This is a genomic window from Accumulibacter sp., assembly GCF_016789985.1.
Lineage (GTDB): Bacteria > Pseudomonadota > Gammaproteobacteria > Burkholderiales > Rhodocyclaceae > Accumulibacter.
In genome coordinates this window covers 1-19,421 of sequence record NZ_JAEUOL010000099.1, presented here as the reverse complement: position 1 = coordinate 19,421, position 19,421 = coordinate 1, and the positions used below count along the sequence as shown (strand labels likewise).

19 protein-coding genes are annotated in these 19,421 nt (G+C 63.7%); 11 read left to right on the top strand and 8 right to left on the bottom strand.

The genetic code is table 11. The annotated features are described in order from the left end of the window. The 4 genes from JNK99_RS05915 to phoU all read right to left on the bottom strand — a co-directional run. On the bottom strand, positions 1–1,069 hold a 1,069-nt coding region (locus tag JNK99_RS05915), incomplete at its 3' end, for an NAD(P)/FAD-dependent oxidoreductase (protein ID WP_291850038.1). Positions 1,070–1,219: 150 nt separating this feature from the next. Then, positions 1,220–2,536, bottom strand: a complete 1,317-nt coding sequence (phoR, locus tag JNK99_RS05910; RefSeq protein ID WP_291850036.1) for a phosphate regulon sensor histidine kinase PhoR — start codon at positions 2,534–2,536, stop codon at positions 1,220–1,222. Between the two features lie 20 nt (positions 2,537–2,556). After that, positions 2,557–3,282, bottom strand: a complete 726-nt coding sequence (gene phoB / locus JNK99_RS05905) for a phosphate regulon transcriptional regulator PhoB (RefSeq protein ID WP_291850033.1) — start codon at positions 3,280–3,282, stop codon at positions 2,557–2,559. Continuing rightward, positions 3,279–3,977, bottom strand: a complete 699-nt coding sequence (gene phoU / locus JNK99_RS05900; protein WP_291850030.1) for a phosphate signaling complex protein PhoU — start codon at positions 3,975–3,977, stop codon at positions 3,279–3,281. Before phoU ends, phoB begins: the two co-directional genes overlap by 4 nt. A 165-nt stretch (positions 3,978–4,142) precedes the next feature. Between phoU and JNK99_RS05895 the strand changes: the two genes are divergently transcribed. The 7 genes from JNK99_RS05895 (at position 4,143) to JNK99_RS05865 (ending at position 11,544) form a co-directional block, all read left to right on the top strand. Further along, positions 4,143–6,962, top strand: a complete 2,820-nt coding sequence (locus JNK99_RS05895; protein WP_291850027.1) for a monovalent cation/H+ antiporter subunit A — start codon at positions 4,143–4,145, stop codon at positions 6,960–6,962. Beyond that, positions 6,962–7,288: a Na+/H+ antiporter subunit C gene (locus JNK99_RS05890; RefSeq protein WP_291850024.1), complete on the top strand. Its 327-nt coding sequence runs from the start codon at positions 6,962–6,964 to the stop codon at positions 7,286–7,288. The genes JNK99_RS05895 and JNK99_RS05890 overlap by 1 nt, the downstream gene beginning before the upstream one ends. Continuing rightward, positions 7,288–8,802 carry a monovalent cation/H+ antiporter subunit D gene (locus JNK99_RS05885; RefSeq protein WP_291850021.1) on the top strand — a complete coding sequence of 505 codons (1,515 nt, stop codon included), beginning with the start codon at positions 7,288–7,290 and terminating at the stop codon, positions 8,800–8,802. The genes JNK99_RS05890 and JNK99_RS05885 overlap by 1 nt, the downstream gene beginning before the upstream one ends. Beyond that, positions 8,802–9,290: a Na+/H+ antiporter subunit E gene (locus JNK99_RS05880; protein ID WP_291850017.1), complete on the top strand. Its 489-nt coding sequence runs from the start codon at positions 8,802–8,804 to the stop codon at positions 9,288–9,290. The genes JNK99_RS05885 and JNK99_RS05880 overlap by 1 nt, the downstream gene beginning before the upstream one ends. After that, entirely contained in the window at positions 9,284–9,553 is a 270-nt protein-coding gene (locus JNK99_RS05875) for a K+/H+ antiporter subunit F (RefSeq protein ID WP_291850014.1), read from the top strand. The genes JNK99_RS05880 and JNK99_RS05875 overlap by 7 nt, the downstream gene beginning before the upstream one ends. Next, positions 9,550–9,909 carry a Na+/H+ antiporter subunit G gene (locus JNK99_RS05870; protein ID WP_291850011.1) on the top strand — a complete coding sequence of 120 codons (360 nt, stop codon included), beginning with the start codon at positions 9,550–9,552 and terminating at the stop codon, positions 9,907–9,909. The genes JNK99_RS05875 and JNK99_RS05870 overlap by 4 nt, the downstream gene beginning before the upstream one ends. 186 nt (positions 9,910–10,095) lie before the next feature. After that, entirely contained in the window at positions 10,096–11,544 is a 1,449-nt protein-coding gene (locus JNK99_RS05865; protein ID WP_291850009.1) for a DUF294 nucleotidyltransferase-like domain-containing protein, read from the top strand. Between the two features lie 41 nt (positions 11,545–11,585). Here the strand turns inward: JNK99_RS05865 and JNK99_RS05860 are convergent, their stop codons facing one another. Then, positions 11,586–11,861: an ArsR family transcriptional regulator gene (locus tag JNK99_RS05860; RefSeq protein WP_291850006.1), complete on the bottom strand. Its 276-nt coding sequence runs from the start codon at positions 11,859–11,861 to the stop codon at positions 11,586–11,588. A 232-nt stretch (positions 11,862–12,093) separates the two neighbouring features. Beyond that, positions 12,094–12,609: a phasin family protein gene (locus JNK99_RS05855; RefSeq protein WP_291850003.1), complete on the bottom strand. Its 516-nt coding sequence runs from the start codon at positions 12,607–12,609 to the stop codon at positions 12,094–12,096. A gap of 281 nt (positions 12,610–12,890) precedes the next feature. Here JNK99_RS05855 and JNK99_RS05850 point away from each other — a divergent pair, with 281 nt between their 5' ends. Beyond that, positions 12,891–13,277, top strand: coding sequence for a group II truncated hemoglobin (locus tag JNK99_RS05850; RefSeq protein ID WP_291850000.1), 387 nt, complete (start codon positions 12,891–12,893; stop codon positions 13,275–13,277). A gap of 98 nt (positions 13,278–13,375) precedes the next feature. Further along, positions 13,376–15,217, top strand: a complete 1,842-nt coding sequence (typA, locus tag JNK99_RS05845) for a translational GTPase TypA (protein WP_291849998.1) — start codon at positions 13,376–13,378, stop codon at positions 15,215–15,217. Positions 15,218–15,310: 93 nt separating this feature from the next. On the opposite strand, the gene JNK99_RS05840 is transcribed toward typA, so the two are convergent. Beyond that, positions 15,311–17,239: a methyl-accepting chemotaxis protein gene (locus JNK99_RS05840; RefSeq protein ID WP_291849995.1), complete on the bottom strand. Its 1,929-nt coding sequence runs from the start codon at positions 17,237–17,239 to the stop codon at positions 15,311–15,313. Between the two features lie 285 nt (positions 17,240–17,524). On the opposite strand from JNK99_RS05840, the gene JNK99_RS05835 reads away from it, so the two are divergent. Further along, the gene (locus JNK99_RS05835; RefSeq protein WP_291849992.1) at positions 17,525–17,710 is read left to right on the top strand and encodes a hypothetical protein; all 186 of its coding nucleotides are present in this window, start codon (positions 17,525–17,527) and stop codon (positions 17,708–17,710) included. A gap of 387 nt (positions 17,711–18,097) precedes the next feature. Then, entirely contained in the window at positions 18,098–18,994 is an 897-nt protein-coding gene (locus tag JNK99_RS05830; RefSeq protein ID WP_291849990.1) for a transporter, read from the top strand. A 201-nt stretch (positions 18,995–19,195) separates the two neighbouring features. Here JNK99_RS05830 and JNK99_RS05825 read toward each other — a convergent pair. After that, positions 19,196–19,421: IS3 family transposase (locus tag JNK99_RS05825; RefSeq protein WP_291849985.1), on the bottom strand; the 226-nt coding region annotated here is incomplete at its 5' end.

The window sequence follows — 19,421 nt, the reverse complement described above, 5'->3', positions numbered from 1 at the left end:
CCGACTGCAAGGCGGCGTGCACTGTCTCGGCCGCCAGCATTCCCGACTTCATCGCGGTATGCACGCCCTTGATCTTGGCGAAGTTGAGCGTGCCGGCGTCGCAGCCAAGCAGCAGGCCGCCGGGGAAGCTCTGCTTCGGCAAGCTGTTGAGTCCGCCCTTGGTAATCGCCCGCGCGCCGTAGCACAGACGCTTGCCGCCTTCGAGATACTTCCTGATCTCGCTCTGCAGCTTGAAGCGCTGAAACTCCTCGAAGGGTGAAAGGTAAGGGTTGGCGTAATTGAGATCGGCGATCAGACCCACGGCGACCTGGCAGTCGTCGAGGTGATAGAGGAAGGAACCGCCGGTGGCCCCGTGTTCGCTGAGCGGCCAGCCGGCCCCGTGGACCACCAGGCCAGGCCGATGCTTGGCCGGATCGATCTGCCAGAGCTCCTTGATCCCGAGACCGTAGTGCTGTGCAGTGGTGCCCGCCGCGAGATCGTAGCGGGCAATCAGCTCCTTGCCGAGCTGGCCGCGCGCACCTTCGGCGAACAGCGTGTACCTGGCGTGCAACTCGAGGCCGGGCTGGAAGCTGTCTTTCGGCTCGCCATGCTTGTCGCGTCCCATGTCGCCGGTGGCAACGCCCTTGACCGTACCGTCTTCATGGTAGAGCACCTCGGCTGCGGCAAAACCGGGGAAGATTTCAACGCCAAGCGCCTCCGCCTGCTCAGCCAGCCAGCGACAGAGGCTGCCCAGACTGATGATCCAGTTGCCCGTGTTGTGCATCGGTGCCGGGACGGCGAAAGCCGGCAGCTTGACCGCCGAAGTTTCGCTGCGATAGAGGAAAACCCGGTCTTCGCTGACCGGTGTGGTCACCGGTGCTCCCTTCGCCGGCCAGTCGGGCAGCAGTTCGTCAAGTGCCCGGGTCTCGAACAGGGCACCCGACAGGATGTGGGCACCGATCTCCGAACCTTTCTCGAGAACCATGACCGACAGCTCGGGATTCAACTGCTTGAGGCGAATGGCCGCACTCAAACCGGCCGGCCCGCCACCGACAACCACCACGTCATAGTCCATTGCTTCCCGTTCCATCACCGCTCCTCATGGTTTCTCAATCGATCCGGACCCGGCCTGTGGCTGATCGACCCTGGTTTCGAGTCTGCTTGGTCCACAGCCATCAAGCTGTATGTGTATGCGCTTCGCCGTATACCGCAGTCCGGGAAGTCGGTCAACCTTGCAACGTCAGCCGCTTGTCTGAGGATCGTCGCTCGGCGGATCATCCGGCCGCAGCCGCCAGTCCGGAAACTCTGCGCGAAAGGTGCTGCCTTCCCCGACCCGGGAATCGATCGCCAGGTTTGCCTGGTGGCGCAGTAGGATGTGCTTGACGATGGCCAGGCCGAGACCAGTGCCTCCGGTGTCACGCGAGCGACCACGATCGACGCGGTAGAAGCGCTCGGTGAGTCGTGGCAGGTGTTCCGCCGCAATGCCGACACCCGAGTCGCGTACCGAGAAGACTCCAAGCTCGCCGCGCAGCTTCCATTTGATGCGGATCTCGCCGCCGGGCGGAGTGTAGCGAATGGCGTTGGAGACCAGATTGCCAAAGGCACTGTGCAACTCCTTGCGGTTTCCACGCAGGGCCGGACCCTTGCAACTGGCCTGGATGCGATGCCGGCCTTCACTGAGGCTCTGCCCTTCTGCCAGCAATTGCGCCAGAAGCTCGTCCATGTCGACCTCCTCCTCGCTTGCCGGAGCATCCTCCGCCTCCAGGCGCGACAGGGTCAACAGGTCGTCCACCAGACTCAACATGCGCCTGGTCTGTTCGCTCATCAGGTGGGCAAACTGCTGGCGCTGCTCGGCACTCATCGAACCTTCGTCGGCAAAGTGTTCGAGGAAACCACTGACCACGGTCAAGGGTGTCCGCAATTCATGCGAGACGTTGGCGACGAAGGTGCTGCGCATCGTCTCGACCCGCCGGGCATCGGTCACGTCGAGACTGACCAGCAAGGTGTTGCGCTGGCCCAGCGGCACGATGCGCAGCGCATAGGTGCGCGCACGCGCCGCCGGCGACTGGACAATGAATGGTGACGGCTCCCCAGGCTTGCCCAGGTATTCGGCAAAACCTGGCGTACGCACCAGTTGTTCGATGATCGCACCGCCGTCGCGCGGCACGCGGATTCCGAGATGATCGCCCGCTGCACGATTGGCCCATTGCACCTGATGGTTGCCGTCAACGATCACCAGACCGTCGGGCACGGCGTCCATCGCATCGGTGAAGGAGCGCAGTCTGGCCTCGATCTCGTCGCGCGCGCGCGCCTCGACGCGCAGCCTGCGCGATAACTTCAGGTAGATTTCGCCCCACTCACCAGCGTGATCCGGAGCGTCGGAGCGCTGCGGATCATCGATCCACGCCGCAAACGATGCCAGGCTTCTGGTCTGGACGATGACCACCAGCAGCAAACCCAGGGTGGTCGTTGCCCAACCCCAGGCGGAATCATGCAGAAGCGTGGTGAGCAGGCCGAGGCCGGCGATCGGCAAGACGTTGGTTAGCACGAGGCGCATGAACCGCCGCCCAGCCGCAGTCATGCCACGCTTTGCGGTACCCCCGGCGGGGCACTGAGTTTGTAACCGGCCCCACGCACGGTCGCCACCAGATGCTCGGCAACCGGCCCCAGAGCGAGGCGCAGACGCCGGATGTGAATGTCGACGGTACGGTCCTCGATATAGACATGGTCACCCCAGACGTGGTCGAGCAGTTGCTGGCGTGAATAGACACGCCCGGGGTTGCCCATCAGGAAGCGCAAGAGACGGAATTCGGTCGGGGTCAGACTGATTCGCTGCCCCTCGACACGCGCCTCGTAAGCAACCGTGTCGAGTTCGAGCGGACCGACCACCAGCGTCCCCCTGGCAAACTCCGGAGCACAGCGCCGCAGCAGCGCCTGCACGCGCGCCACCAGTTCCTTCGGACTGAAGGGCTTGACGATATAGTCGTCGGCTCCGCCTTCGAGCCCGGCCACGCGATCCGCCTCCTCACCGCGCGCGGTCAGCATGATGATCGGCAGCTTGCGCGTCCGCCGCTCGCGGCGCAGGTTGCGGGTCAGCACCAGACCGGACTGGCCGGGAAGCATCCAGTCGATCAGAGCGATATCGGGCAGGCGGCCACGCACCAGTGCCTCAGCCTGCTCGGTGCTGTCGGCACACAGCGGCTCGTAGCCGGCACAGACCAGCGTGAAGCGTAGCAGCTCTTGAATGCCCTTGTCGTCTTCGACGACAAGGATCGCGGGCAGTCTGGACTCCGTGCGTGTCATGCGCCATCCGCCTTGCTGGCAGCCGGCGCGCTGTGCCGGATGTCGACGCCGCCGACCACGTAGATGACGTTTTCGGCGATGTTCGTCGCGTGATCGCCGACGCGCTCGATGGCCTTGGCAATCCAGATGATGTCCAGGGCCTCGCTGATCGTGCGCGGATCTTCCATCATGTAGGTGATCAATTGCCGCAGGATGGCGTTGAATGCCGCATCGATCGCCTTGTCGGCGCCGATCACCTGACGCGCCGCATCGACATCCATACGCGCCAGCGAGTCGAGCGATCCCTGCAGCATGTCGTTGGCCAGCCGTCCGCAATGGTGTACGTCGGATAGTCGAGGGATGCGCTGACCGCCCGCCTGGTGCAGTTTCTTCGACATGCGAGCGATCTTCGAGGCCTTGTCGCCGATCCGCTCGAGGTCGGTGACGATGCGCGAGATGGCCATCACCAGGCGGAGATCACGTGCCGTCGGCTGTCGACGCGCGATCAACAGGGTGCAGTCTTCGTCGATGCCGACTTCGTGCGCGTCCACTTCGCGGTCATTGTCGATGACCTGCTGCATTTCCTCGAGATTGCCGGTGCTGAAGGCATCGACCGCAGCCAGCACCTGTCTTTCGACCAGCCCACCCATCTGCAGGATGCGTGTGCGAATGTTTTCGAGTTCGAGATCGAACTGCTTGCTCAGGTGATCATTCATGGGGCAGGACTCGTTTCGGACGGCAGCAGGAGACCGAGGCAGCGTAGATGGGCAATGTTACGGGATAATGACGGCGCGCCACCGCTCCTTCCGACATCTACCGGCAGCAGCCGGCCAGGACCACTATAATCTTGCCTCCGACACCATCGACTGGCGATTCGGCAAATGGAGCTTCCCATCAACTCGAGCCTGTTGCTCGCGGCAATTCCTGCCACCGCTTTCGGTGCCTGCCTGCTACCCCTCCTCTTGCAGCGCTTCGGGCGGGCAGTGACCGGGCTGGCGGCGACGACGGTGATGGCCAGTTGCCTCGCCCTGCTGCTGCCGCTGACCCCGGCGGCGCTCGCTGGCCAAACCGAGCTGCTGCACCTGGCTTGGTTGCCCACCTACGGACTCGACCTCAATCTGCGACTCGATGGTCTAGGATTGCTGTTCTGCCTGCTGATCCTCGGCATCGGTCTGCTGGTGGTGCTCTACGCCGCCTGGTACCTGCCATCGAGCGATCCGCTTGGGCGCTTCTATTCGATCCTCCTGCTGTTCATGGCCGCCATGCTCGGCGTCGTGCTGTCCGAGAACCTGCTCCTCCTGCTCGTTTTCTGGGAACTCACCAGCCTCTCGTCGTTTCTCCTGGTGGCCTACAACAGCGAGAAGTACGAGTCGCGCATCGGGGCACGCATGGCGCTGGCGGTCACCGGTGGTGGTGGCCTCGCGCTGCTCGCCGGCATCCTGCTGCTCGGCCATATCGTCGGCAGCTACGACCTGTCGGCCATCCTGGCCGCCGGTGAAAGGGTTCGCACCCACCGGCTCTACGCACCGGCACTGATGCTCATCCTGCTTGGCGCCTTCAGCAAGTCGGCACAGTTCCCGTTCCACTTCTGGCTACCCAACGCGATGACGGCACCGACCCCGGTGTCGGCCTACCTGCATTCGGCGACCATGGTCAAGGCCGGGGTTTTCCTGCTCGCCCGGCTCTATCCGGTGCTCGGCAGCAGCGACCTGTGGTTCTGGCTGGTCGGCGGCAGTGGCGCCATCACCCTCGTCTACGGCGCGACAATCGCCCTTTTTCGTCACGACATCAAGGGGCTGCTGGCCTACTCGACGATCAGCCACCTCGGTCTGATCACCCTGCTGTTCGGTCTCGACACGCCGCTGTCGGTAATCGCCGGCCTCTTCCACATCATCAACCACGCCATCTTCAAGGCCTCGCTGTTCATGGCCGCCGGCGTGGTCGACCATGAATGCGGCACGCGCGACATGCGGCGGGTCAATGGGATGTTCCGCTACATGCCGATCACCGCGACACTGGCAATCATCGCCGCCGGCTCGATGGCCGGTGTACCGCTACTCAACGGATTCCTGAGCAAGGAAATGTTCTTCGCCGAAGCCGTCAGTTATCCACAGTTTGCGGCGATCGGCTGGGCCTTACCACTGTTTGCGACGATCGCCGGCATGCTGGCGGTCGCCTATTCGTCGCGCTTCGTGCACGACGTCTTTTTCAATGGCGAGCCGATCGACCTGCCGCGCCAACCGCACGAACCGCCGCGCTGGATGCGCGCGCCGATCGAACTGTTGGTCCTCCTCTGCCTGCTGGTCGGCATTCTCCCGGCGTGGACCGTCGGTCGCCTGCTCGAAGCCGCTGCCGGCGCCGCGCTGCAGGGGCCGTTGCCGGACTTCCATCTGGCGCTTTGGCACGGCTTCAACCAACCGCTCCTGATGAGCCTGCTGGCCCTGACCAGCGGCGTATTGATCTATGCGCTGCGCCGCCCGCTGTTCGCCTGGCAGGATCAGTTGCCACCGATGCACCCGCGCACCGCCTTCGAGCGTTTCTATCGCACCCTCACCAAGGGCGCGCGGCGGATGATCGCCCTGCTCGACAATGGTTCGCTACAACGTTACTGCGCGCTGCTCGTCGGTTTTGTCGTGCTGCTCGGCGGCTGGGCGTTCTTCTCGGCAAGCGGCCGAAGCGAAGCCCGACTGCCCGGTGTGGCTGCCGATGAAGCAGCGGTCGGGGCGCTGCTCGTACTGCTGCTCGGCACGCTGGGCGCCACCGCACTCTACCGCAACAGGTTGCTCGCCCTGATCCTGGTCAGCGTGGTCGGGCTGGCCGTGACACTGACCTTCATCCGCCTGTCGGCACCCGACCTGGCCCTGACCCAGCTTGCCGTGGAGATGGGGACCATCGTTCTGATGTTGCTCGTGCTCTACTATCTGCCAGCGCGCAACACGCCGGCAAGCAGTGCCCGCCGCCTGATCCGCGACCTGCTGCTCGCCCTGCTCGCGGGCGGCGGCCTGGCCCTGACAACGCTGCAGATGCTTGCCGCACCGTCTGCGACGATCTCGGAATTCTATCTGCAGCAATCGCTTCCCGGTGGCGGTGGCGCCAACGTGGTCAATGTCATCCTGGTCGATTTCCGCGGTTTCGACACGCTCGGCGAAATCACCGTGCTGGCCATGGTCGCCCTTGCCTCGCACGCCCTGCTCGACCGCCTCATCCTGCACCCACCGCAGCGCGATGCCGATGGCCGAGCATGGGCCAGCGAAGCGCACCCCCTGTTTCTCTCGATGCTGATGCGCCCCTTGCTGCCCCTGGCGCTGACCGTTTCGGTCTACGTGTTCCTGCGCGGACACAATGCACCGGGTGGCGGCTTTGTCGCCGGGCTGATCACCAGCGTCGCGCTGGTCCTGCAGTATCTGGCGAACGGTATCGCCTACGCACAGCCACGCATGCCACGACACGCGGTCAGGCTGCTGGCCCTCGGTTTGTGCCTGACCGCCGGCATCGGACTAGCGAGCTGGCCCTTTGGCCGTCCTTTCCTGACCAGTGCGCACGGTCACGTACACCTGCCGCTGATCGGCGACGTCGAGCTGGCCTCGGCCATGGTTTTCGACCTCGGTGTCTACGTCGTCGTCGTGACGGTCGTCGTCAGCGTCCTGGCAGGACTCGGCCAACTGTCGCTGCGTCTCGACGCGCCGCATGAGGAAGCCTGATGGAAGCGCTCCTGGCCACCGCCATCGGCGTACTGACCGCCTGCGGCGTGTTCCTCATCCTGCGCGCGCGCACCTTCCCGGTACTGCTCGGCCTGACCCTGCTCTCCTATGCCGTCAACCTCTTCCTTTTTGCCAGCGGCCGCCTGCGTCTGGACGCCCCACCGCTGATCGGAGCCGCCGCCAGTCCTACCGATCCCTTGCCGCAGGCACTGGTGCTCACGGCGATCGTCATCGGTTTCGGCATGACTGCCTACCTGGCGATGCTCGCCCTGCGCGCCCTCGCCGAATCGGGCGGCGATCACGTCGACGCCGCCGAAGAACCGTGATGCGCAACCACCTGCCGATCCTGCCGATCCTCATTCCCTTCGCTGCCGCACTGCTGCAGATGGCCGACGCACAACGCACCTTCCAGCGTGCCGTCGGGCTTCTGTCCACCAGCCTGCTGCTGCTGGTCACCGGCTGGCTGACACTGCTCGCCGACGACGGCTTGCTGCGGGTTTATGCGCTGGGCGACTGGCCGGCGCCTTTCGGCATCGTGCTGGTGGTCGACCGGCTGGCCGCTGCCATGACCCTGCTCAGCGCGCTCCTCGGCTGCGTCGCGCTGCTCTACGCCAGCAGCGGCTTCGACGAGCGCGGGCGACATTTCCACCCGCTCTTCCAGTTTCAACTGGTCGGCCTCAACGGAGCCTTCCTCACCGGAGATCTGTTCAACCTGTTCGTCTTCTTCGAAGTGATGCTGCTCGCCTCCTACACGCTGCTCGCGCATGGTGGCGGGCTGGCGAGAACGCGCGCCGGAATCAGCTACGTGGTGCTCAATCTGCTCGGGTCCGCCCTCTTCCTGATCGCCCTGGGACTGCTCTACGGGACGCTGGGTACGCTCAACCTGGCGGATCTGGCGCATCGCCTGACCCTGCCGGGGCACGATCCGGCACTCGCCAGGCTGGCCTTTGCCCTGCTCATTGCCGTTTTTGCACTCAAGGCGGGACTACTGCCACTCTCGTTCTGGCTGCCGCACACCTACACAGCGGCCGGCGCGCCGGTTGCCGCGCTGTTCGCGATCATGACCAAGGTGGGTATCGTTGCCATCCTGCGCGTCCAGGCGATCGCGCTGGCACCTGCGCTGCCCGACCTGCTCGACTCCTGGTTGACCACCCTGGCGCTGGCCACCATCGTCTTCGCCGCCCTGGGCGTGCTTGCCGCGCCACGCCTGCGCGCGCTGGCGGCCTGGCTGGTGCTGCTCTCGGCCGGCAGCCTGCTGCTGACTCCGGCGCAGGCAAGCGTCCAGGCGAGCGCGGCAGCCCTCTACTACCTGGGGCAGTCTACGCTCACCGGTGCGGGCTTCTTCCTGCTCGCCGGAGTGATCGCCGAACAGCGCGGCGCCGCAGCCGACCACTTCCGGAGCGGACCGCCACCCGCAACCTGGCAGAAGGTCGCCTTCCTGATCCTGGCGGCGACCGCCGCCGGATTACCGCCGTTCTCGGGGTTCATCGGCAAGCTGATGCTGCTCACGGCGCTGCGTGAGGTGGCTGCCGGACCGGCCATCTGGAGTGTGCTGCTGGCCGCCGGTTTCCTGGTCATGATCGCGCTGGCACGTGACGGTTGCTACCTGATCTGGAAACACCCGGCGACGGGCGAGCAGACTGCAGCGCCGACATTCGCCTGGCAGCGGGCGACCGCCACCCTGCTGCTGGTCACCGCCGGACCGCTGTTCGCCCTTTTCGCCCGCCCGCTGAGCGACTACGCCGAGCGCGCCGCCCGCCAGTTGCATACACCCACCGCCTACCTGGCCGGTGTGCTGGCAACGCCGTCGGCACAGGCCGCACCGCAGGGGACACGCTGATGCGTCACCTGCTGCCGCGACCCTGGCTGTCGCTCACCGTCTTCGTGCTTTGGGTACTGATCACCAACGCCGCATCGCTCGGCCTGCTCCTGCTCGGTGGCTTGCTGGCCATTGTCGTGCCGCGCTGGACGCAGGCCTTCTGGTCGAACCCGCCGCGCCTCGTCCGGCCCTGGCAGGCACTCCGTTTTCTCGGTGTTTTCGCGCTCGACATCGTGACCGCCAACTGGCGCGTCGCACGGCAGGTGATCGGGCCGCTGCACCGCCTGTCCCCGGCCTTCGTCGAAGTACCGCTCGACCTGCGCGATCCTTTCATCGCCACGCTGCTCGGCAGTATCGTGTCGCTGACGCCGGGCACCGTGGCGATCGACGTCGACCGGCAGCGCTGGGTGATGCTCGTCCATGCCCTGGACGCGCCCGACCCGCAGGCGTTGATCACCGAGATCAAGCTGCGTTACGAAATGCCACTCAGGGAGATATTCGCATGCTGAACTCCGCCATCGAGATCGCCTTCGTCCTGATCGGCGCAGCACAGGCGCTCAACTTCTATCGCCTGCTGCGCGGACCGGACCTGACTGATCGCATCCTGGCGCTCGATACCCTGGGAATCAACGCCATCGCGCTGCTTGTCCTGTTCGGGATTCGCAGTGCCAGCACCGCCTATTTCGAAGCCGCCCTGTTGCTGGCGCTGCTCGGCTTCGTCGGCACGGTTGCGCTGTGCAAGTTCCTCCTGCGCGGAGACATCATCGAATGAGTCCGCTCAGCGAGTCCGTCATCGCCTTCCTGATCGTGCTCGGCGCCCTCTTCGTGCTGCTCGGTTCGATCGGGCTGGCGCGGCTGCCCGATTTCCTGACCCGCCTGCACGGTCCGACCAAGGCGACCACCCTCGGTGTCGGTGCCATGCTGCTTGCGTCGGCGATCTTCTTCACGAGTGACGGGCATGGCGGCATCAGCCTGCACGAACTGGCCATCCTGTTCTTCCTTTTCATCACCGCTCCGGTGACCGCACATCTGCTCGCCAAGGCCGCGTTGCACCGGCAGCAGGCGGGAGTCGCCGGTGCCGGCGACACACCAGACGCCGGCGCCGAGACTGCCGACAGCGGGACGTGAGCAACCGGGCAGCGTCTCGAGCCTCGCCGTGCCACGCCGGACCCGTCAAGGAGCACGCCAACGGTCTGCGGGAATCGACCCGGTGCTAGAATCCCGCCCGCAGGCGGCCGTCGATCCACTGCCACTGACATGACCAGGCAAGCCAACGCTGGAAGACAACCAACGAACGACGAGGAGTAGCGACCAATGGCTGAAGAAGGCCAGTTTTTCCGCCCGGTCAAGGATTTCTGCCAACGCGCCGTGGTCACCTGTGGCAGCGACGACCCTCTGGTCGACGTCGTGAAGATCATGCGCGAAAAGAACATATCGAGCGTCGTGGTCTGCGACAACGAGTTGCCGCAGGGCATGATGACCGACCGTGATCTGCGCAACAAGGTCGTCGCCGCCGGCGTCGATCCATCGAAGCTGGTGGTGCGGGCGATCATGAACCGCCCGCTGTCGGTCATCGCGGAGGACGATCTCCTTTACGAAGCCCTCTACCGCATGTCGCGCGAAAGGATCCATCGTCTGGCGGTGGTGGATGGCGACGGCAAGCTGGCCGGAATCATCACCGACAGCGACATCATCCGCCTGCAGACCAGCTCGCCACATCAACTCGTGCTCGACATCGAAAGGGCGCGCGACCTCGGCGAGCTGAAGGAAGTCTTCTCGCGCATCCAGGGCCTGGTGCTGCATCTGAGCGACGGCGGCACCGGGACGCGCCGCATTCGTGACCTGGTGCGCATGATCGCTCACCTCAACGACCAGATTCTGCTCCGTCTGATCACGCTGCTCTGCCAGGAGCGCTTTGCCGAACTGCCGCAGCGCTTCGCCCTGGTCGTCCTCGGCAGCGAGGGGCGCGGCGAGCAGACGCTGCTCACCGATCAGGACAACGCCATCGTCTATGGCGACGAACTCGGCGCTGCAGACATCAGCCGGATCGAAGACTTCTCGCAGCAACTGATCGATTCCCTGATCACCATCGGCATCCCGCCCTGTGCGGGTGGCATCATGGCCAACAACAAGGAGTGGCGACGCAGCCTGGCCAAATGGCGCGACCAACTCGAGCGCTGGCTGCAAGCGCCGACACCCAAGCATGTCCTGAGTTGCGGTACATTCGTCGATATTCGTACCATCTACGGCGATCCGTCGTTCGAGCAGGAACTCAAGAATCAGGTGTATTCCCACGTGCAGCGCGACAAGCTGTTCCTGATGCGCATGGTCGAGAATACGCTGCGCTTCGCACCGCCAATCGGCTGGTTCGGTCGCATCAAGGCGGAGAGCGACGGCGAGCATTCAGGCATGCTGGAGATCAAGAAGGCGGGAATCTTCGCCATCTCCGAGGGAGTCAAGGCACTGGCCATTCAGGCCGGCAAACTTGAAGGCAGCACCCACCAGCGGCTCGAATCGCTGGTCCGCGAAAAGGTGATCAACAAGAAAATGGCGGCGAATATCGCCGAGAGCTTTGATTTCCTGGTCCTGACGCGCCTGCGCGGGCAGGTCGATGCGGTGCGCGAAGGCCGCCCGCCAGACAACTACATCGCGCTCGAGCGACTCAACATGATGGAACTCGGCCGGCTACAAATCGCCTTGAAGGGTGTCGAGAAGTTCCAGGAGTTCATCAAGGGCTACTTCAAACTGCACCTGCTGCGCTGAGCCGACTTTCGGCCGAGCTGCGGTGCCGCCGGGCGGGCAACTCAGAACAGCCCGGTTTCGGTATCCTCGTCCTTGCGCACACCCGGCTTGCGTCCACGCGCCGGCGTCGGCGGATCACACGACAGACGGCAGCTGATGCCCTCTATTTTCCGACCCTCGATGAAGCGGGTCACCCGGCAACAGATGACATCTCCCGACGCAGCGAGCTGGGCGATCTGATCACGCAGATCGGCGAGCGGAATGTTGAGCGCCTCGGCCATGTCCACATCGAGTTGTTCCGCATTGGCTCTCAGGTAAGCAACAATCGTTTCGGTCATCTGACTACCCCCAAAAGGCGTCTGCCAATGGAAAAAGTGTTGCAGTGTGCTCCTTTGACAGCTTTCTGGCAATTCTTGCCGGAGATCCGAGCTGCACCAGCATGCATTCCGACGACCTTGCGGCCACGCCGGCCATCGTTCGCTGACCATGGCGGCAACGCGCGTGCGGAAGAAAAACCCGATGCCATGGCACCGGGTCCGAGTGAAGCGACCGGTCTTGCCAACCGGGCGTTTAGGCGGTCTTCTCGATCAGTTTGACTGTCTGCGCACGGCCGGTCACGGCCACGTCTGCGACCGGCTGCCTGGCGCTGGCACAGGTCCGGCTGGCCATGGCCATCAGCGACCTGGCTGTGGAGACCGCAAAGTCCACCGCTGGCGAGACGCTCCTTCCGCCTTTCTGCACGGCCTCGGCCAGACCGCCGCCGATACCGGCCAACTGCTGGTCGAACACCTGGACGATCTTGCTCGACGACTCACTGTAAATCTCGTAAGCGCGGCGCGAATAGGCAAATGACTGCTCGGCCGCAGCCGTTGCTGCCGGTTGCCGCAGGGCCATCAGGCCCTCCAGGTCCCTGACTTCCGACAATGCAGCGAGGTTCCCGGCGCCGCTCTCGACGAAGGCGCGAGCCGTCTGAAGGTTCAGGGTCGCCAGTTGGCCGATACCGTCCAGCGAGGTGTTGACGATGGTCCGGAAGGCTTCCAGGCCGGTCCGGTTGGCACTGATGAACTTTTCTGCCAGCTTGAACATGTACTCTCCTTGAAGTTGCAAAATTCAGAAATCGCTGCTTTGGCGTCTTGCCGAACTGCAAATGCTGCAACGCAGCGAGAAGTCAATTCTAGCAACTCCAAAGTTACTGTCAATTGTTTTGTTGCGCCGCAACAAAACCGGTCAGACCAGTCCGCGCTGCCGCGCTGCCGACCATTGCCGCGGCCGGCGCAAGCTGGAGCATGGGCGGCTGGACTGGCCGCCGACGACAACCGGTAGAAGGTAGAATACGGCCTCACCCGCGAGAGCAAGACCATCCCGACATGCCGGAACCGACCCCCTACCTATTGATCGGCGGCGCGAGCACGCTGGCCAGGCTGTGTGATCGTTTCTACGAACTGATGGACAGCATCCCACAGTTCGCCACGATCCGTGCACTGCATCCGCCTGAGCTGCAGACTGCGCGCGACAAACTGTTTCTGTTCCTTTCCGGCTGGCTGGGGGGACCCGACCTCTACGTCCAGCAGGTCGGTCACCCGATGCTGCGCCGTCGCCATATGCCCTTTGCCATTGGCGAGGTTGAGCGGGACCAGTGGGTAGCCTGCATGTCTCTGGCCATGGAGTCGGTGGGCATCGAAGAAACGTCACGCGCCAAACTGCTCGCCGCCTTTTTCAACACGGCCGATTTCATGCGCAATCAGCCCGGCTAGGCAGCCAAACGCCTCGCCGCCGCGGTTTTTTTGCAGTGCAGCAGGCGGCCGGCCGGCCTGTGCTAGAATGACGCCCCTTCTTCAAAGGCGTGCCCCACATGTCCCGTGCCGTTCGCAACATCGCCATCATCGCCCACGTCGACCACGGCAAGACTACCCTGGTGGACAAACTGCTGGTCCAGGCCGGCAGCTTCTCTGCCCACCAACACATCACCGAACGGATGATGGACTCGAATGAGCTCGAGAAGGAGCGCGGCATCACCATCCTCGCCAAGAACCTGGCGGTGGACTACGCGGGCATTCACATCAATATCGTCGACACCCCCGGCCATGCCGATTTCGGTGGCGAGGTCGAACGTGTGCTGTCGATGGTCGATGGCGTACTGCTGCTGGTCGATGCAGTCGAAGGTCCGATGCCGCAGACCCGTTTCGTCACCAAGAAGGCGCTCGCCCTCGGCCTGCAGCCGATCGTCGTGGTCAACAAGATCGACCGCGACGGGGCACGCCCCGACTGGGTGGTCGACCACACCTTCGACCTGTTCGACAAACTGGGGGCGACCGACGATCAGCTCGATTTTCCGGTGGTCTATGCCTCGGCCATCAACGGCTACGCGATGCTCGATCTGGCCAGGCCGTCGCCCGACATGCGACCGATGTTCGAAACCATTCTGCAGCACGTTCCGCCACCCCATGCAGACGGGATCGACGGCGCGCTGCAACTGCAAATCTCGGCGCTCGACTACTCGAGTTATGTCGGCCGGATCGGCATTGGCCGCATCCAGCGCGGTCGCCTGAAGCCGGCACAGCAGGTGACCGTGATGTACGGGCAGCCCGATGCCGACGGCAAATTCGAGCATGGCGCCCCGAAAAACGCCAAGGTCGGTCAGGTGTTCGGCTTCCGCGGCCTCGAACGTGTACCGATGGAGCAGGCACTGGCCGGCGACATCGTTCTGGTCACCGGCATCGAGGATCTGTCGATCGGCTGCACGATCACCGACAGCGAAAAACCCGAGGCCTTGCCGATGCTGCGCATCGACGAGCCGACGCTGAACATGACCTTCATGGTCAACAATTCCCCCCTCGCCGGCAGCGAAGGCAAGTTCGTCACCAGCCGGCAGATCGGTGAGCGGCTGCGCAAGGAATTGTTGACCAACATGGCGTTGCGCGTCGAAGAGACCTCCGACACCGACAGCTTTCTGGTTTCCGGGCGCGGCGAACTGCACCTGACGATCCTGCTCGAAACCATGCGCCGCGAGGGCTACGAGCTCGCCGTCGGCCGCCCGCGCGTGATTCTCAAGGAAATCGATGGCGAACCGTGCGAACCGTACGAAATGCTCACGCTCGACGTCGAGGAGACACATCAGGGCGCGGCGATGGAAGCGCTCGGTTATCGCCGGGGTGAACTGCAGGACATGTCGGCCGACGGGCGCGGCCGCGTCCGTCTCGAATACCGCATCCCGGCACGCGGCCTGATCGGTTTTCAGGGCGAGTTCATGAACATGACCCGCGGCACCGGACTGATCAGCCACGTGTTCGACGAATACGCGCCGGTCAAGGGCGACATCCCGGGGCGGCGGAACGGCGTCCTGATCTCGGCGGAAAAAGGCGAAGCCGTCGCCTACGCCCTGTGGAAACTGCAGGACCGTGGCCGGATGTTCACCGTGCCGGGCGACAAGCTCTATGAAGGCATGGTGATCGGCATCCACAGCCGCGAGAACGATCTCGTCGTCAATCCGATCAAGGGCAAACAACTGACCAACATCCGCGCCTCGGGTACCGACGAGGCAGTGCGACTGGTGCCGCCGGTCGCGCTGACGCTCGAATCGGCAGTCGAATTCATCGATGACGACGAGCTGGTCGAAATCACGCCGAAGAGCATCCGTATCCGCAAGCGCCTGCTGACCGACAACGAGCGTCGTCGGGCGGCGCGCGAGGGATAAACTCCGGCTGCCCGATGCGTGACGAAAACACCAGCACAGCAGCAACTTCTTGTCGGGTCATCGCACAACCGCATCGCCCCCGACGGCTCGCCATCAGATCCTGAACCGGCTCACCGCAGCCTGCAGACGTCCGGCGACCGCCTCGAGCTGGACGGCCGCGTCCTTGACGCCATGCAAGGATGCCCCATTCCTTTCGGTGATTGCCGCCACCTGTTGTACACCGGTGGCCATCTGCTCGCTCGCCGAGGCTTGCGCGCGCAGCAGATCCGAAATGCTGGCGATCGCCTCGGCAACCCGCGCCGTACCGGCTTCGATCTGGCGGATCGAAGCACTTGCTTCCTTGGCCAGCTCGACTCCCTGGCCAACCTGTCGCACTTCCCCGTGCATCGTTTCCAGTGCGGCATGCGTGCTCTGCTGAACCAGCGCGATGATGCCGCTGATTTCCTGCGTCGACTTGCCGGTACGCTCGGCCAGTTTGCGCACCTCGTCAGCCACCACGGCAAATCCCCGCCCGGCCTCACCGGCCCGTGCTGCCTCGATCGCGGCGTTGAGCGCGAGCAGGTTGGTCTGGTCGGCGATCTCCCTGATCACGGCGGTCACCGCCGAAATTCGATCGGACTGGCTAACCAGTTCCTCGATCATCTCCGACGAGTGTTGAACGGTTTCCGCGATCCGTGATACCTCGGCCACCGAGCGATCGATGACCTGCCCCCCTTGTCGCGACAACTGGCCGGATTCCATGGCAGTCGCGCGCGCCTCGCCGGCGCTGGTACTGAGCTTGCCGATACTGCTCGTCAGTTCCTCCACAGCGAGCGCGATCGAGCGCGCCGATCCGCTCTCGCTGGCCAGACTGGCGGAGGCCTCGCGCACCAGATCAGCAAGAGTCACCGCATCCCTGGCGAGGACCGTGGCACTCCGCTGAATCTCGCCCACCGTCTGGCGCAGACTGGCCTGCATCGCCTTGACGGCACCCAGCAGAGTGTCCGTGCGCTGGTCGTCGGTGCATACCTCGACGCACAGATTACCCATGGCGATCTCGCGGGTGACCGCTACGGCGTAGGCGGGATCGCCGCCCAGTTGGGAGACCGCATGCCGGACCGCCACCACCACTGCCGCACCACCAAGCAGCAGGATCAGCGTGATGCACAGGAGATTGCGCAGGATTGCCGCGCGTACCTCGCTGCGTGCCGCCTGAATGTCGCGAACGAAGACCAGGATGCCGGCCACCTCGCCAGCGCCATCCTTGAACGGGAAACCCATCAGGGCATGACTGGCGTTCAGTCGCAATACCGAATCGGCGGCCGCGGCGGAAAGATCGAAGGCGCGCGCAACTTCGAGCATCCGTGCCTGGTTGGTGGCATCGAGCAGCGTCAGGCCGGCCAGCCGCTCGCCCTTGATCTCGGTACCTTTTTTCTGGATGTAGGCATCGGCGAGGAATACGGCAACCTCATCACCGGTGATCGTCCGGGTCGCAGGAAGGACATGGTCGATTTCCTGCGCCAGTTCCCAATAGCCGATCTTTTTGCCATCGCGCACCACCGGAGTCACTGCACGCAGGGAAAAGAAATTCTTGCCCATGTCCAGGCTGACCGCCAGCTTGTCGGCGGCGACCGCCATCCGGAAGCTGTTGCGGCCATTCCTGTCGCCGTGCTGCTCGGGCTTGTGGACGCGCAGGAAAGTCGTACCGTCCGGTTCGAAGAAGTAGAAATGGGTAATCCTGAATTGCGCCTTCAGATCTTCGAACAGGGGCTTCGCCCGGTGCAGCAGTTGTTCCCGGTCGTGCGCCACGGAAGCATCGAGCAGTGCGTCAATCCGTGTCGTGGCGGTCAATGCGCGCCCGAGTCCCTCGGCATCGCTGGCAATCTGGGTCAGGAAGACGCGTTCGTTGCCACGCATCTGGGCGTCCAGGCTGCTCTTCAGCTGATTGATCTGCGTCAAGTAGATCAGCACGGCGGCCGTGCCCAGCATGGCGACGAAGCTCGCCACAAGCACGAGCAGAATTCTTCCCTTGAATGACTTCATGTTCCACCCCCCCCCGGATGAGTCGGCACACCAGTACGCCAACGATATCCCATATTACGGCTGGCCAAGCGCCAACTGAAGCCGCAGGGCAAACTCGGCTGCTCCGCAACCAGCGAAAACCGCGCAGGCGACACCCGCCAGGCTGCCTGCCTGTGCGGGCCTGGCACCACACGGACGTCAGCCGGCCAGCGCCGGCCCTGTTTGACTTTTCGCGGCCCCGATTTCATCCTCGGCGTCACTATCCGACAAGGCTGGATCAGGCACCAGCGACCCGCAGGAAAGCACATGAACACGACCGCCGGCGCAACGCCACCCGGCTCGCCGATGAGCGGTGCCGATTGCCGCGACTCCCTGTGGCGCTACTACCCGCAGGTCCATATCGATGGCCGCCTGATCGAGTCGGTCGCCGCAGCACCGGAGTTGCCGCCGGGGAGTCAACGCGCTGGCCATCACCCACGACTTCGCGCGTGATCCGGAGAAGTCACCATTGATGACCGCTCGACAGGAGAGCAGCGGCCGTACGGTCAATCGCATGCTGCACATCAACGATTTGGCGTGAGATCTGCAGAACAAGCTCGAGGCGGTGCATCTCCTCTGTCAGGAGACCGGCGGCACGCAATCCTTCATGTTGCCGCTGCCGCCCGGCCCCGGCAACAAACCGCGCCGACCCCGGCATGGCGAGGCCTGCCGAACCAGGCGCCGGGCTTTGATCGAGCGCGCCGCCGGCCAGTCCGGCAAAGTCTCTGGCGGCTTCAACCACGCTGACGGGGTGGTAACATACCGCTTCCTGCCGCGCCTCCGATCGTCAGCGCTGGCAGGAAGCGGGGCACCAATCACCACCCAGGGAGAAGAAAACCAATGAACACAGCGCACAAGCTCCTTCTGCTGATAACACCGATTCTGCTGGCCAGCACATCGGTTACCGCGAAAGAGGGGCCCGATCAATACCCGAACGGCTCCGAAAACTTCATGACCGGCGCGCTGCCGCCGCCGGGCAACTACTTCATCAACTATCTCGGCTATTATCAGGGTGACTATCGCGACAACAAGGGCAACAAGGTCCCCGGACTGAAGGTGGACGCCACCTTCGATGCGATGCGCTTCATCCATGTCACCAATCAGAAGATCCTCGGCGGCGACTGGGCCGTGCAGGCGATCGTGCCACTCGTCTACCAGCGACTGCACACCCCCATCCCCGGCATTGGCACCGGCAGCACCTTCGGCCTCGGCGATCTGGTCATCGACCCGCTGATCATCGGCTGGCACTTTCCCCCGGACTGGCACCTGACCGTCGGCCTCGACATCTACCTGCCCACCGGCAAGTACAGCGACACCAACCCGACCGACAGCATCGGGGCAAACTATTACAGCTTCGAGCCGATCGTCGCCTTCACCTACCTCAACCAGAGTGGTTTCGAGGTTTCCGCCAAGCTGATGTACAACCTCAAGACGAAGAACCGAGACACCGACTACCAGTCAGGCGACGAATTCCACATGGACTATCTGGTCGGGCAGCACTTCGGCCCCTGGGGCGTCGGACTGGCGGGCTATTATCTGACGCAGACCACCGATGACCAGGTCAACGGCCACACCGCTCCACCCAACGGCCGGCGTGGCAAGGTCTTCGCCTACGGACCGGCGATCCAGTACAACTACCAGGGGATGAGCTTCGTCGGCAGCTGGAACCATGAAACCGGGGTCGACAACCGCTTTCAGGGCAACAAGTTCTTCCTGAAATTCGTCACCGGATTCTAGGGGCTGTTCTCATTCACGCGGACGCTCAAATGACATATGGAAGATTGGTTGAAAAAGTTTTTAACAATCAATGACTTACCAATGGGCTGTTCACGGCGATTGAAATCTGGTCATATCCTGACTTTTGCGTGGAGTCGGGATGGATCGAAAGATGCGACGAGATGACCATGAGGTAGGTCGTCAACCGTAGAGTCCAACGGATTAAGCGGCCATCTGTTTTGGATAGTACTGCTGGTTGAATGCAGTAGGCGATAGATAGCCAAGTCGAGCCTGCTTGCGGATACGGTTGTAGAAGGTCTCAATGTCTTCGGTGATTTCCTGCCGGGCTTGTTCGCGCGTGACAAAGCGCTGGTGATGCACCAGTTCATTTTTCAGTGATCCCGAGAAACGCTCCATCGGGGCATGGTCCCAGCCGTTCCCTTGACGG